12 protein-coding genes are annotated in these 14,222 nt (G+C 44.7%); 4 read left to right on the top strand and 8 right to left on the bottom strand.

Features of this window, described 5'->3' with window-relative positions:
- Positions 1-2,992 (bottom strand): VPS10 domain-containing protein (locus B3763_RS12285; RefSeq protein WP_286746851.1); only part of this gene is annotated, 2,992 nt, incomplete at its 3' end.
- A gap of 220 nt (positions 2,993-3,212) precedes the next feature.
- A complete protein-coding gene (locus B3763_RS12280; protein WP_189630550.1) occupies positions 3,213-3,881 on the bottom strand; it encodes a hypothetical protein in 669 nt (222 codons plus the stop codon).
- Positions 3,882-3,994: 113 nt separating this feature from the next.
- Here B3763_RS12280 and B3763_RS12275 point away from each other — a divergent pair, with 113 nt between their 5' ends.
- Positions 3,995-4,780, top strand: coding sequence for a LexA family transcriptional regulator (locus tag B3763_RS12275; protein ID WP_189630551.1), 786 nt, complete (start codon positions 3,995-3,997; stop codon positions 4,778-4,780).
- Here the strand turns inward: B3763_RS12275 and B3763_RS12270 are convergent.
- Positions 4,777-5,004, bottom strand: coding sequence for a hypothetical protein (locus B3763_RS12270; RefSeq protein ID WP_189630552.1), 228 nt, complete (start codon positions 5,002-5,004; stop codon positions 4,777-4,779). The genes B3763_RS12275 and B3763_RS12270 overlap by 4 nt on opposite strands.
- A 67-nt stretch (positions 5,005-5,071) precedes the next feature.
- Complete coding sequence (locus B3763_RS12265) at positions 5,072-6,130, bottom strand: AMP-binding protein (RefSeq protein WP_286746848.1); 1,059 nt, start codon at positions 6,128-6,130, stop codon at positions 5,072-5,074.
- 261 nt (positions 6,131-6,391) lie between these two features.
- Here B3763_RS12265 and B3763_RS12260 point away from each other — a divergent pair, with 261 nt between their 5' ends.
- Positions 6,392-7,507, top strand: coding sequence for a carboxypeptidase-like regulatory domain-containing protein (locus B3763_RS12260; protein ID WP_286746846.1), 1,116 nt, complete (start codon positions 6,392-6,394; stop codon positions 7,505-7,507).
- A gap of 169 nt (positions 7,508-7,676) precedes the next feature.
- The gene (locus B3763_RS12255) at positions 7,677-8,795 is read left to right on the top strand and encodes a carboxypeptidase-like regulatory domain-containing protein (RefSeq protein WP_286746844.1); all 1,119 of its coding nucleotides are present in this window, start codon (positions 7,677-7,679) and stop codon (positions 8,793-8,795) included.
- On the opposite strand, the gene menD is transcribed toward B3763_RS12255, so the two are convergent.
- Genes menD through B3763_RS12240 form a run of 3 tightly spaced genes read right to left on the bottom strand, consistent with a single transcriptional unit; the run spans position 8,777 to position 12,074 of the window.
- Complete coding sequence (menD, locus tag B3763_RS12250; RefSeq protein ID WP_286746842.1) at positions 8,777-10,456, bottom strand: 2-succinyl-5-enolpyruvyl-6-hydroxy-3-cyclohexene-1-carboxylic-acid synthase; 1,680 nt, start codon at positions 10,454-10,456, stop codon at positions 8,777-8,779. The two genes, B3763_RS12255 and menD, sit on opposite strands and share 19 nt — an antisense overlap.
- Positions 10,453-11,691, bottom strand: coding sequence for a chorismate-binding protein (locus B3763_RS12245; RefSeq protein ID WP_286746840.1), 1,239 nt, complete (start codon positions 11,689-11,691; stop codon positions 10,453-10,455). Before B3763_RS12245 ends, menD begins: the two co-directional genes overlap by 4 nt.
- Positions 11,688-12,074: a hotdog fold thioesterase gene (locus B3763_RS12240; RefSeq protein WP_286746838.1), complete on the bottom strand. Its 387-nt coding sequence runs from the start codon at positions 12,072-12,074 to the stop codon at positions 11,688-11,690. Before B3763_RS12240 ends, B3763_RS12245 begins: the two co-directional genes overlap by 4 nt.
- Positions 12,075-12,172: 98 nt before the next feature.
- Between B3763_RS12240 and B3763_RS12235 the strand changes: the two genes are divergently transcribed.
- Complete coding sequence (locus B3763_RS12235) at positions 12,173-12,796, top strand: histidine phosphatase family protein (protein ID WP_286746836.1); 624 nt, start codon at positions 12,173-12,175, stop codon at positions 12,794-12,796.
- Here B3763_RS12235 and B3763_RS12230 read toward each other — a convergent pair.
- Entirely contained in the window at positions 12,768-14,216 is a 1,449-nt protein-coding gene (locus B3763_RS12230; protein ID WP_286746834.1) for a tetratricopeptide repeat protein, read from the bottom strand. The two genes, B3763_RS12235 and B3763_RS12230, sit on opposite strands and share 29 nt — an antisense overlap.
- Positions 14,217-14,222 lie beyond the last annotated feature (6 nt).

Raw genomic sequence — 14,222 nt, 5'->3', positions numbered from 1 at the left:
CTGTAGTAAAGCTTTCTCTTGGCACGGCCTGTCCACGCTCTTGTCTTATGCCGGTAGTAAGCTTTTGCACAGGCTCAAATTTTTCTTTCAGAGCTTTTAGTGCTTCGCTCAACTCTTTGGTTGCGTCCTTATCGGCATTTTTCATTTCAGCTTCTACTTTTTCAATAATGTCATTGGCTTCTCTTACTCTGTTGGTAAGGTTAGCAAAGGTCTGAGACATTTTAAGTACTTCATCCATAAAGTCTTGCTTAGCTCTCAGGTCGGCCATGCTTACTGAAATCCTTGGGTCGTAGTGTACCTTTACAGGCTTGGTTACTTTGTTGTCGCCCAACTCAATTACTACCGTGTAATCGCCAGGAAGCACGTCTCCGGCTGTCTGCTCGCGGTTTTGGTTTCCTCCACCAAAGCCACCGAAACCACCAAATCCGCCACCTCTACCTGAGAACTCAACAGGGTATGGGTTTCTTCTTTGCAGATCCCAGTAGATAGAAGTTACTTCTCCCTTTTTATAGGTGCTTGAAGCAGTTCTTACTGTATCGCCACTAGCATCCAATACACTCATTTTAATGCGTGTTGGGAGCTTTTTGGTTTCTTGTTTTTCAGCCTCTGGCTCAGCATTTCTATTTCTCCTGTTTCTTCTGTTGTTTTCTGCAGGTTCGGCCTGAGTTTTTTCGGCCTCATCGTTTTTCACATAGAAGTTGATGGCCGCACGACCGAAATATTTGTTTTGTCCTTCATAAGATCCTCCATCGGCAGGGAATCTCATGCCGGCCGGTTGTCTGTAAGTCATGTGATAGGCATCGGCTACGTCAAACACAATGAGTTCTTCGTTTTTGGCATTGTTTACACCTCTTGAAGCGAACTCTCGTAGAGGTCTGATGTCGTCCAGTATATAGAATGCCCGTCCAAAGGTGCCTATGGCCAAATCGTGCTCTCTTTCTTGTAAGGCAAGGTCCATAGTGGAGGCAGACGGATAGCCGTGGGTCCACTTGTTCCAGGTTTTGGCCTTATCGAAGCTCACGTATAAACCATTTTCTGTACCGAGGAAAACCAAGTTTGGCTCAACCGGGTCTTGCAAAATGGAAAGCGTATAACCAAACACCTTGCTGTCATCAGCTATTCGTGTCCAGGTTTGACCATAGTCTGTGGTATGGTAAGCATAGGCCGACCAATCGTTTCTTCGGTAATTGTTAGCAACCACCCAGGCCTCACCTGCATTGTAAGTAGAGGCTCTGATTTGCGGAATCCAGCTTCCGGCCGGCAAGCCTGGAAGTTTGGCAGCCACATTTTCCCAGTTTTCGCCTCTGTTGCGGGTTACTTGTACATTGCCATCGTCAGTACCTACCCATATTACATTTCTGTCTACAGGGCTTGGAGCAATAGAAAGTAGAGTCGTGTGGTTTTCGGCACCTGTGGCATCGATGGTCAGTCCGCCACTCTCGTTTTGCTTTTGTTTTTCAGGGTCGTTGGTTGTAAGGTCTGGTGAAATAATAGTCCAGTCATCTCCACGATTGGAGCTATAATGCAGGAACTGAGACCCGTAATAAACACCATTAGGGTTGTGAGGATCTACAGCAACCGGAGCATTCCAGTTGAATCGCAGGTCTGTGGCGGTATCGGGTTCGGTAGGCCTTACTACCTTGGTATAACCACTTACCTTATCGTATCTCGAAACGTTTCCACCCTGAGACATGGTATATCCGTAGCGAGAGTCGCTCATAATTGGAGCCACATCAAAACCATCGCCAAAGCTTAGTTCTTGCCAGTCGCTGTTTCTAATGCCGGCATAGTTGAATACATAGGCAGGGCCTACCCACGAACCGTTGTCTTGCATACCTCCATAAAGGTTGTAAGGGAATTCGTTGTCTACATTAATGTGATAGAATTGGCCCACCGGTAGTTTTTCAGTAAACCTCCAGGTTTTCCCCATGTCTCTGGTAATGTTCAGACCTCCATCGTTTCCATCAACCATAAAAGAAGGGTCTTCCGGATGAATCCACCAGGCGTGGTGATCGGGGTGCACACCAGAGTATGGAATAATTACTTCAAACGACTTACCGCCATCCTCAGAGCGCGAAACCATAGAGTATAGGCTATATACTCTGTTTTCATTTTTAGGGTCTACGTAAATGCTTGAGTAATAGAAGGGTCTGTTACCCATGTTGGGCTCTTTGTCAGCCGAAGCTCTCAATTCCCAGGTTTTACCTCCATCGGTCGAACGATAAAGACCATTGGCCTTTGACTCAATCATGGCATACACATATTCCGGCTTATTGCGGGCTATGGCCAAACCAATTCGACCATAAGGGCCTTTGGGCAGGCCTTTTTCTCCTGTCAGGTTTTTCCAGGTATCTCCACCGTCAAGGGTCATGAACAGGCCGGAACCTTCTCCACCGGATTTGAATGTCCAGGGCCATCTTTTGTGCTCCCACATGGCCACAAATATTTTATTGGGGTTAACCGGATCGGCCACCATATCGGCTACACCGGTTAGGTTGTTGGTATAAAGAATTTTTTTCCAGGTTTTACCTCCGTCTGTGGTGCGGTAAACACCTCTTTCTTCGTGCTCTCCCCAGGGAGAACCGATGGCTCCTACATAAACAATGTTAGGATCGTCCGGGTGGATGTATATTCTGTGAATGTTTCTGGTTTTTTCCAGTCCCATAAGTTCCCAGGTATCACCACCGTCAATAGACCGGTACACACCATAGCCACTGCTTACGGAGTTTCTTGGGTTTCCTTCGCCAGTACCCACCCAAATAATGTCTGGGTTTTTCTGGTAGATGGCAATGGCGCCAATGCCTAGTATGGCTTCATCGTCAAACAGAGGTTCCCAGTTTAAACCACCACCGGTAGACCTCCAAAGTCCTCCTGAGGCTGCTCCTGCATAAATAATATCAGGGTTGCTTTCTACTACATCTATGGCAGTTATTCTACCACTCATAGCGGCAGGGCCCACACTGCGGGCTTTCATGTTCTTAAAAATGTCCATGTCCACCTTCTGGCCCCAGGCGGGGGCTATAAAAGTGAAAAGCATGAGACTGAAGAGAGAGATTCTTAGTAGAAAAGAATCTTTGAGTTTTCTATTCGTCATCAGGTTCTTAGTTATTTGATTGAATAAGGAATCAAAATATGCCAAGAAACCGAGGGCTAAAATTCAATTCTTAGGAGCGCGTAAATATGGGGTATAAGTGGTGTGGATATGCGGCTTACTAGTCAATGTAAAATTTAAGTCCAATACCAAAGCTGAACGAATCGAATCGGGATTGACGCACTTCCAGCAAGTAAGATTCGGTCTGGCGGTCATAGGTTGTGGAGCTTGGGGTTAGGTACTTGGTGCGGTTGCTCTTGAGCGTTCTGAAAAACAGATCGAGTAATACGGTCTCGTTTAAAGGGATTTCTACACCGGCCGTTAGTCCATAAGTAAATGAGAAATCTCTCCAGTCTACAAAATGATCGAAGGCTTCTCCGAGGGCCGATTCTCTGAGAATAGAGCGGGTATAAATGTAATTGACCCCGGCCATAAAGTCCGTGTAAGGGTAGAAGCCGGCATCGCAATCGGGAGAAAACCGTATCAAAGCCATGAGTCTCATCATTTCGTTGTGTCTGCGGTAGCGCACATCTCCCAATGCTTCTCCGTGCCATCCGTCACGCAGTTCCGACCCGTACCGGGTCATGTCGAACATTCCTCCTACATAAATGGGCGAGTTACTCAGGTTATATGCCGCATTGACCCCGAAGCCACCACCCCAAATAGCAGGAGAGTCTTTTTTGAGTTCGCCACTGGGTAAGAACGAATGTAGCTGAAATCCGGCAGTGTGCTGGGCATTTAGCGAAATGGCTAAACCACAACAGAAGAGGAGGCTTAAAATGATTTTCATTGATTTTGAGTTGGTTGACGGGGTTCTACAAACCAATAGCGTGCCAAAAATAGAGCTAATAATTTTGACATACAGCTAAAATAATTAGTTATTTTAGGGCAAAATTATATGTTATGAGTGTTGTTGCCGGAAATATCAAATACCTACGCAAGTTGCATCAGTGGACACAAGGAGAGTTTGCCGAGAAGATTCATATTAAACGTTCTTTGGTGGGAGCTTATGAAGAGGGTAGGGCCGACCCGAGACTGAATAATTTGCTGAATATGGCCAAGGTATTTGGAGTTTCGGTAGATCTCATGATTACCAAAGACCTGGAAGGTAAAACTCTTGAGCAGATTCAGGCTATGGATAAAAAGAGTGGAGGGGCTATGAAAGTGCTCTCCATTACGGTGGATGACAAGGACAATGAGTACATAGATTTGATTCCTCAAAAAGCTTCGGCCGGGTATCTCAATGGTTATGCCGATCCACAATATCTGGAAGAGCTACCTAAGTTTCAGATACCTAGTTTGCCAACTTCTGGCACCTATCGGGCTTTTGAAATTACCGGTGACTCCATGTTGCCTATTAAACCCGGTACCATTGTGATTGGCCAATACCTGGATAGTCTTAGCTCTATTAAAAATGGGAGGTGCTACATTATTCTTTCTAAAGAAGAGGGAGTGGTTTACAAGCGTGTTTTTGACTATACCGATGAGTTGGGGCAACTCTTTTTGGTTTCAGACAATAAGGCCTACTCTCCCTATAAGATTGAGGCTTCTGACGTGATAGAGATTTGGGAGGCAAAAGCCTATTTGAGTATGGAAATACCCGAGTATTCTGAAGATGATATGAGCTTTGAAAAACTCAAGAATATTGTACTTGAGCTACAACAGGAGGTAATTAAAATGAAGGGCTAAAAAAAGTCCTTCACCATTTCATCGAGCGGGAAGTTGTAGTTGGGGAAAATATCGATTTGTAATAGCGACTTGGCTTCTAGTACAAGAATAAAGAAAAGGGCAATGAATATAAGGTTGAGCAAGTACTTGCCGAAAGTGAGCATATCGGCTATTAACAATTGTCTGGCGGTGTCTTTGTAGATACCCTCTGTGTTCACTTTGGTCTGTATTGTATTTGAAGCCATATTCAAATATAGGAGCAGCCGTCTTTTGGTCATTAGGTAATTTACTTAAATTCTTAAAAGTGGTTTTTTACTGACGCTGCCATTTACGCAGTGTCGCAGCCCGGTCTGGCTTGCCGCTGGCGGTAAGCGCCCAGGTACTAATCAGTGCCCATATTTTGGGTTTTTGGTATCTATCTATCTGATTTTCAATTTGTTTTTCTCCTGATGTCACTTTTTTGTATACCTCTTCTTCTTTAAGTATGGCTACCACCTGCTCGCCCAAAGTAGGGTGAGGTAGTTTCCATATGAGTACTTCTGTTTGCAAAAGTTGAGAGAGCTGTTTTTCCAGAGGTTCAATGTGAACCTTAATTCCTCCGCTGTTCACTACCATGTCGGCTCGCCCTATCCATTTAAATGCCTGCCCATGAATCTCCACTAGATCGTTGGTTTGTATCCATTCATTGTTGGTTACCGAACCCTTTATTTTCAGTCTTCCCAAATCATCGGTATCTATCTCATTATCTCCTATGAGGGAATAGAATTCTGATCGCTGGTGTCCATTTATTTTTCTCAGGCCAATGTGCGATACAGTTTCTGTCATGCCAAAGGTCTGATAAACCTCGCTGTTCAATTGTTGTAATGACTGTTCCAGACTGTCGGGTATAGCGGCTCCACCAATAATGATACGCTTCACTTTGTTCAGAAATCTTGTTCCTTCCTTATGGTCTATGAGCGATTGAACTTGCAACGGAACCATAGCAGTAAAGTCTATGTGTTCGTTGAGAAAGGGAAGTGAAGTAGGGGGTAGAACAAAAAGTTGCCATTGCCCAATGAGTGCTCTCACGAGCATCATTCGTCCGCCAACCATGTCGGGATTCATGCAGAGTAAAGCCTTAGCCTCATTTTTTATAGAAAGGTGGGAAATGGTGGCTCGGGCACTGGCTTCCATTTGGCTTCTGTTCAGGTTGATTTGCTTGGGTTTGCCGGTAGAACCGGAGGTTTGTAGGTTAAAGCTTGGAGTTTCGTTGAGCCAGGCACGCACGAAGGCTCTTATACCATTGGCCCATGAGAGATTGGCAGGTAGCTCGGTTTCACAAAGTTCAGTGAAGGTATATGAATTGTGCTCAAAAATAATCCGCCCTTCCATGCCCCAATGTTAGCCATTATTCATCAAATGAAATACAACTTACAGGAATGAAAACCGGGCTGTCTGGAGGATGTATGTCAGGCTGAGTGGGTTGTGGTTCATGAAAAATCATGCCACTGTGCAAAGTGATGGTAGTTGTTCAAAGCATTATAAGAACTGTCCCTCTTAGGGATATTGTTTAATACTTTCTGTAAGTAATCAAAAAAAGACTGGCTATCCACGAACTTTGTGACTATTTTAGTACAACTTACTGATATACACATGCTAAAGAATTCGTTAGTTTTTAAGCTCGCTTTTTTGATTCTATTCTTTATTCCGTTTCTGGCGTTCTCTCAATATCAGATTCAGGGGGTTGTGACCGATGCAGAAACTGGAGAGACTTTGCCTCTGGCTACTGTGTTCTTTGCCGAAACTACCTTTGGGGTAACCACTGATACAGAGGGAAGGTACACTTTATCATTTTCGGAGCCCGGTTCTTATGAAATAGTGGCCCGTTTCGTTGGATACGCTACCTATGTGGCTAAAATTCGGATCGAAGACGAACGCAATGTACGGCTAGATATTACCCTTAAACCGCAGGTACTCAATTTGGGTAGTGTTGTGGTAGTTGCACGCGAAGACAAAGACTGGAGGCGCCATATGCGACTTTTTAAGGAGTTGTTCCTTGGCTATTCTGTTAATGCAGCCAAATGCAAAATTCTCAATGAGGAGGCCATCGATTTTTATATGGATGAGGAGAAGAACGTTTTATATGCTTATGCAGAGGAAGCCATAAAGGTTCAAAATATGGGGCTGGGTTACGATTTAGAGTACTACCTGGAAGGATTTTGGGTAGATTATAACAGCATGCTGAGCAGCTATGTGGGGTTTACTGTGTATAGGGAAATGGAAGCTCGCAACTCTAGGCAGAAAGGAAGGTGGGACGAAGCCAGAGAAGTGGCCTTCCGTGGTTCTCAGCAGCATTTTTTTAGAGCCGCCTATGCCGGCAAACTTGAGGAAGAGGGGTTTAAGGTAGCGAGAGTTACAGATATGGAACGAGGTATTCCAAAGAACATGACGGAGGTGGATCTCAATGAGTTAATCACTAAAGGTCAATTTGAGTTTTCCCGCAGGCTCCCATTTAATGATTATTTACATGTGACCTACTTGTGGGAGTCCCAATCACATGAGTATATACAAATAGTAAGCTCATTAGGAGGAGCTGTTACTCGTTTCGCAGAACAAGTATCGTGGATTAGCCTGGTAGAAGGAGAGGATCATATTGAGTTCTATAGTAACGGTTCTGTGTATAACCCGCTGAGTTTTGTCAGTAAAGGTTATTGGGGTTTTGAGAAAGTGGCCGATATGGTTCCTATTAATTACAAAGCTATGAATTAAAGGTTGTTGGCTCATTAGCTCTAAGTATTGCACCTCTAAGGATTTATCTACTAAGGTGTGGCATAATTTGGTGAATTATAAGGTTAGGCAAAATTATTGTGGCCCAACTTGTTGCCCTTCTTTGGGTAAACAGTTTTTACTTACAACCAATAACTTTTTACTTCAACCTATGCTACGCCACACGTTAAAAGCACTTGTATTTATTTTGTTCTTTCCTGTTTGCCTACAGGCTCAGTATACCATAAGAGGAGTTGTTACCGATGCCGAGACAGGCGAAACCCTGCCATTTGCCAATGTGTTCTTTGCCGAAACCACTTATGGAGTAAGCACCGACTCTGAAGGTCGATATGTATTAAACGTTACAGACCCGGGGACATACGACTTGATAGCTAGGTTTGTAGGGTATCAAACTTATGCCATAAGCATACGCATTAGTGAAGAGCGGGACCTACGCCTGGACATGGCCTTAAAGCCGGAAGAAGTAAACCTTGGCAGTGTGGTTGTTACTGCCAAGAAAGACAAGGATTGGGAGCGTTATATGGTCATTTTTAAGGAATTGTTTTTAGGCTACTCGGCTAATGCTGCCAAATGCAAAATATTGAACGAACAGGCCATAGACTTTTACTTCGATAAGAAGAGTAATACACTCTATGCTTTTGCCGAAGAGGCCATAAAAGTAGAAAATAAGGGGCTGGGTTATATGCTAGAATATTATCTGGAAGATTTTAGCATGAACTACAGCTCTATGCTAAGCTTATATTATGGTTATACGGTTTTCACAGAAATGAAACCAAGGAGTAAGCGCCAACTTAGACGTTGGGAAGAAAACAGAGAAATTGCTTACAAGGGGTCGCTTCAACACTTTTTTGCATCGGCCTTCAAAGGCAGGCTGGAGGAAGAAGGTTATATTATCCAGGAGGCCAAAGATATAAAGGGTGGAAGAGTGCTAAACCCTAACCCTATGGATTTGTCAGGGGTTCTCAGGCAAGGTCAATCGCAGCTTTCTGTGCAATTACCATTCGAAAACTACCTCTATGTGACCTATACTCGCGAGGGGCAAAGCGAAGAATTCAGACAATTCAATAATCCGAGTGGGCTCTCACTGTCTGTTTCTGCAACAAGGGTTGGAGAACAGGTGTCGTGGATTTCTCTGGTAGAAGGTAAAAAAGCCATAGAGTTTGAAAGCAGCGGCTATGTGTATGACCCCATCAGCTTTATTACGCAGGGGTATTGGGGTTTTGAAAAGGTGGCCGATATGGTGCCAATCAATTATAAGCCCAGGCAATAGCTTTTATACTCCGCCAACAAACGCTCGTTTTCGAGCGGCTCGCTAAAGATTTCGAGCACTTTGGCCGTGGAGGAAGAATCGAAGAAGGTACTAAGCGCACTAGTTAGTTCTGATTGATTAGTACAGGCTGTGTATTCAAAGCCAAATTCCTGGGCTGTAAGAGCCGCAGTGAGTGGTTGGTGGGTCTGAAACAACTTTTCGTAAGATTTTTGGTTTCTGGGCCCCTTTATCATTCCAAAAATACCTCCTCCGGCATTGTTCATAACAATAATGCGCAAATTGGCCAGTTTTTGGTCGTGCCAGAAAGCATTTCGGTCGTAAAGAAAGGCCATGTCTCCGGTAAGCAAAGTCACCATTTTGGAGGTAGTTAAGGAGGCCCCCACAGCAGTGGCGTTGCTGCCATCAATTCCGCTGGTACCCCTGTTGCAATAAATTTCCACATGGTGAGACAGGCCTATGAAGTTGGCGTACCGTACGGCCATGCTATTGGCCAAATGCAATAAACTGTTGTGAGGCAGAGATTCCAGACACACCGCTGTTGCTTTTAGCTCTCCAAAACCGCAACGCTCAATAAAGGCCTTACTTCTTTGTTGGGTGTGTACTTCTTTTTGCCGCCAACTAAGACAAAAACTGCCTTCACTTTTGCTTGATCCTTGCTTGGCTAGCTGCTCAATAAAATAGTCTGGAGACAAATCGAATGTGTGGCTTAAATGCTGAAGACCATCGTTCAGACGCTCACCCTTCCGAACATGCCAGTGCATGCGGGGTGGGTTCTTGCGCAAGAACTGCTTCAGGTTTTTCGATATTAGTGAATTGCCCAAAGTAATGAGTAATTCAGGAGTCTCCGGTAGTTGATCTGATTGTAAAAAAAGGTCTTGTTTCTGAAGGCTACCGGATACCATGTGCTGGTTGGCTGTTACTTCATTTACGATGACCACATTTCCTTTTTCAGCCAGGGCTTTCAGAGCTTTGGTGAGCTTCATATCCGGTTCATGCTGGCCAATTATAACCATCCGTTTTTCGGCATCATTCCACTGAGTCAGAAGGGCAGACCATTGCTCTGGCAATAAATGAGAGTGTGAAGTCGGTCTTTGTATTATCCTTGCCTTTGGGTACTCAAATTTTTCGTTTGCCTGAGGGTAGAAAGGTTCTCGTATAGGCACATTGAGGTGGGCCGGCCCCATGGGGTATTTTAGGGTGCAAAGAATAGCTTCATTCACTAATCGATTAGCGTGCCACCGGGCATCGCTGTGGCTAAGGTCTACAGGAAGCGAAAAACTGGCTTTGGCGTGGGCTCCATAAAGATTGGTTTGCCTTATAGTTTGGCCATCGTATTGATCGATCCACTCCGGAGGACGGTCTGCGGTAATGACTAGCAGAGGTATTTCCTGATAGAAGGCTTCGGCAACGGCCGGAGCATAATTGAGACCAGCCGAACCGGATGTGCATATGAGCGCCACCGGTTTTTTGAGCTGTTGAGCAATACCCAAGGCCATGAAAGCAGCGGAGCGTTCGTCTGCTACTACCTGCACGTCAATCTGTGGATGGTTTTCGAAAGCCAGCGATATGGCAGCCGAACGCGATCCGGGAGAAATGACAGCCCGACTGATGCCATGCGCAGCGCATATTGTGGCTATTTCGTTGATGTGTGGCAGTATCAATGCGATTGATTGAGAATGTTCAGCAAAGTATTGAATTTCATTTCAGTTTCCGCCAATTCCTTTTGCGGCCGCGAATGAGCCGTGACCCCCGCTCCGGCAAAAAGGCGTCCGTGGCTGCCAGCCAGTTCCATGCATCGTAAGTTGACATACAAATGCGTGCAGTCTTCAATATTAACCGGCCCCAGAAAGCCCGAATAAAACCTTCGGTTTAGTTTTTCATGTACTTTGAGAAATGCCAAAGTCTCTTCTTTGGGCATACCCGCTACGGCCGATGTGGGGTGAAGTAGCTCGAGCATAACGGTGGGTAATTCCTGAAAATTGGTGGCTTGCAGGTCTACTTCGAAAGTAGTTTTCAGGTGCAGTAGGTTACCTGCTTTTACAGTTTCAGGTCCCTTTTCGCTAAACTCTCTCAGTCTTATTTTTTTGAAACAGTTAATAATGTAGCGGCTTACCATTGCCTGTTCCTCAATTTCTTTTTGTGTCCAGGCTGTGTCGGTTAGTGAAGCATCGGGGTTGTAGCGCTGTGTGGCTGCCAGAGCAATGGTTCTGAAAACTTGTGTTTCTTTTTCTATGAGTACCTCTGGTGTTGCTCCCAACCACGAGCCTGCCTGCGGAATTGAGACGTAAGAGATAAAGGCGTTTTGATAGGCCTGGCATAGCCCGTTGAAAAAGGCAACCAAATCGAAATTTTCAGGTAGGGCAATGTCTTTACTCCTAGCCGGTACTATTTTCTCGAAGGTACCCGCCTGAATGGCTTCAATGCACCGTTCAACTAAATGCTCATAATCTGAAGGAGAAGAGGGTTCGGTAAGAGACATCCCGCCATTCAACGGAACTTCTGAATTGGTTCTGGAAGCTTCAAGCTGCTCAATAAGCTGAACTTTGAATTTTTGAATTTGCTCTGATCCCCGTTCTTTATTCAGTGGGGTAAATACTGTTTCATTAAAATCAAAAGACAATAGAATGTCGCCTGAGATAAACAGTCCTTTTTCTTCTCCGAAGCTAAAAGGAGCAAATGCAAAACCATTAGAGAGTTCTTGTATATCGTATTGAGTTACCTCTTTGGCCGCTTCGAACGACAAGAGTAGGTTCACTTCAGACTGAAAAGGCCTGCGCCAAAGAGCAACAGGGAGCCCTTGCTTACCGGCCCACTGCAAAGCGGCTCTAATAAGTTCTTCTTTTGTGAACGACCCCAAGTCGGGCTCTAAGGTTATTGCCTTTTCCTGATTATTCATTCTTGTTTTTTATCCAGCACAGCCATGGTAATTCTGCTTATGCAGATCAATTCTTTTTCCTCATTTTCAATGCGAATTTCCCATACCTGTGTTCGTTTTCCCACATGAATTGGAGTGGTTTTGCCATAAACAAACCCGCTGCGCACCGATTTTATATGGTTGGCGTTGATGTCTAGCCCAACACAGTATTGCCTCTGAGGATCTACCGTAAGGGTGGCAGCTATGCTACCCAGTGTTTCGGCCAATACTACCGATGCTCCTCCATGCAACATACCCAAAGGCTGATGGGTTCGGTGATCGACCGGCATTTTACCAATGAGATAGTCTTTTCCTAACTCCGTTACTTCTATACCTAAATGTTCAACCAAAGTGTTTTTACTCATTTGGTTGATTATTTCTAAGGTTGCTTTCGGATGAAACATTCAGTTTGGGATTAACTTTTTAGCTTTGCGGCTGGTAGCGGCAAAAATAGAACAAATCGATGATCAAAAAAATATACCTGACCCGACACGGTGAAACGGATTATAATAAGCAAGGAATAGTGCAGGGTAGTGGTATTGACTCTGATTTGAACGGAAAAGGCAGGGCCCAGGCTGCAGCCTTTTATGAGACTTATGGTTCGTGGCCGTTTGATAAACTATATGTTTCCGGGCTAAAGCGCACCCATCAGTCTATGGAGGGCTTTATAAACGATGGGCTACCCTATGAGGTGCTCACCGACCTGAACGAAATTAGCTGGGGCAGCAGAGAGGGACTTCCTGTAGACCAGGAGGGAACAGCCTACTATTTGCAAATGATTGAACGGTGGCAGAAAGGAGAAACCAATCTGGCCATAGATGGGGGAGAAAGCCCCGATCAGGTAGCAGCACGCATGCGCAATGCTCTTTCTTATATACTTGATCGAACAGACGAACATCATGTGCTCATTTGTATGCATGGCCGAGCTATGAGGGTAATGTTGGCTGTAATGCTCAATTATCCGCTAAAGTGCATGGATTTGTTCGAGCATTCCAATCTATGCCTGTATCAGTTGGCGTTTACGGGTACATCTTTTCAGTTAGAAAAGTACAACGATACTAATCATTTGAAGGGGAGAGTTGGCTAAGGGCTAGCGAAGCCTTGCTGTCGAGGCTCGATTTATAGGGGTGTTTTTTAAAGCTCAACACTCGTTCAAAATACATTTTGGCCATGGTGTTTTGCCCTTGTTGCTGCTGTAAATAGCCGAGCTGCAAAAAAGCATTGGGAGCATAATAGCTTTCTTCAATCATTTCGGCTTTATCTATTACTGCTCTGTACAGTTCTATGGCAGTTTTGCTTCGGTTTTGCAAATGAGCCATCCGTGCCTTACGATAAGTTAGTTCTACCTGAAGTAGCTCGGTGAGGGGTTCTCGTTCGATAGACTCTATTAAAGATTGACTGAACTCGTAAAAGCCGCCATCTATGGCAAACCGAAGCTGAAGCATGGGCCAGTGCGTTTGCCCCAGGTTTTCCAGTATCTTTTCTGCGTTTTTGTCAATTTCAGTGCCTGAACTACCTTTTTCTTTAGCCTGCCGAATGTAGTGGTTAAACTCAGACGGCCTATTCATAAATTTGGCGCTCAGCCCCATTTTAAGTAAAGCATCTTTTTGGTAGCTGGCTCCTTTAAATGACTGTATAAAACTACTAAAGTGGTCGATGGCTTCGGTGTATTTTCCCTGTTGAAAATACGTTTCGCCAAGCAAATATGCGGCAAAAGGCACTTTGCTCCTTACTTGATAAAACAGCTGACGAGCTTCTTCGGCCCGGTGAGATTTGGCCATAATAATGCCCTGGAAGTATGAGGCCAGTGGCGTGTTGCTCCATTTGTGATTGGCAATGAATGAAGGCGCCATGGAGAAGTTTTCCAGTAGGTGGGAGTAAACCATTCCCAATATTATGGCGGACTCCAAAGATTGCATGGAATGGGTGTTTGGGACTTGTTTTAGTTGATTGAGGCCGTCATTTACGGTGCCTCTCATGCCGAATAGATTAAATACCCAGCGATAGTTTTCCGGAGTAACACCAAAGAGAATTTGCAAAAGTCCGCGTGTTCTATGGTTGAGCTGAAAATCTGGATGAGCCTTGAGGTTGCGTTCAATACTTTTATTGGCTGATCTGATGGCCCAAAATGCCCCCCATTCATCGCCATATTTTAGTTTTAGGAAGCCCCATTGCAGCTTTAGCTCGGCTTCTACAAAACCTTTCCAGGCCGATTGATCGGAAGCTTTGCTTATGGCTTTTAACCGCTGATCTTCCAGGGGCTTGAGAGCCTCATAAGCAGAATCTGATTCATGAAAGATGAGATAAACAAAGTCGTGAAGATTTTGAGTATATATTTCCTGCAGGTCTGTATTAGTACGGGCTTTTTGGGGCGCCTCACCGGGTTGCAGTGCTAAGTTTAGTAAGTCAAGAGTACGGGCAGACTGTCCCTGGCTGTTCAAAACAAGGCACAAAAAAAATGGATAAGCCAGAAGGCCTATCCATTTACTATATTCTTTAAGAAACATCAGTGA

Origin of the sequence: Roseivirga sp. UBA1976, assembly GCF_002336325.1 — a bacterium.
Classification (GTDB): Bacteria; Bacteroidota; Bacteroidia; order Cytophagales; family Cyclobacteriaceae; genus Roseivirga; species Roseivirga thermotolerans.
This window is presented reverse-complemented; position numbering and strand designations above follow the sequence as displayed.

Coding starts and splice junctions, on each gene's coding strand:
- B3763_RS12265 (WP_286746848.1), bottom strand. CDS start 6,130: ATGGAAGGGCGGATTATTTTTGAGCACAATTCATATACCTTCACTGAA.
- B3763_RS12260 (WP_286746846.1), top strand. CDS start 6,392: ATGCTAAAGAATTCGTTAGTTTTTAAGCTCGCTTTTTTGATTCTATTC.
- B3763_RS12240 (WP_286746838.1), bottom strand. CDS start 12,074: ATGAGTAAAAACACTTTGGTTGAACATTTAGGTATAGAAGTAACGGAG.
- B3763_RS12280 (WP_189630550.1), bottom strand. CDS start 3,881: ATGAAAATCATTTTAAGCCTCCTCTTCTGTTGTGGTTTAGCCATTTCG.
- B3763_RS12255 (WP_286746844.1), top strand. CDS start 7,677: ATGCTACGCCACACGTTAAAAGCACTTGTATTTATTTTGTTCTTTCCT.
- B3763_RS12235 (WP_286746836.1), top strand. CDS start 12,173: ATGATCAAAAAAATATACCTGACCCGACACGGTGAAACGGATTATAAT.
- B3763_RS12275 (WP_189630551.1), top strand. CDS start 3,995: ATGAGTGTTGTTGCCGGAAATATCAAATACCTACGCAAGTTGCATCAG.
- B3763_RS12270 (WP_189630552.1), bottom strand. CDS start 5,004: ATGGCTTCAAATACAATACAGACCAAAGTGAACACAGAGGGTATCTAC.
- B3763_RS12230 (WP_286746834.1), bottom strand. CDS start 14,216: ATGTTTCTTAAAGAATATAGTAAATGGATAGGCCTTCTGGCTTATCCA.
- B3763_RS12245 (WP_286746840.1), bottom strand. CDS start 11,691: ATGAATAATCAGGAAAAGGCAATAACCTTAGAGCCCGACTTGGGGTCG.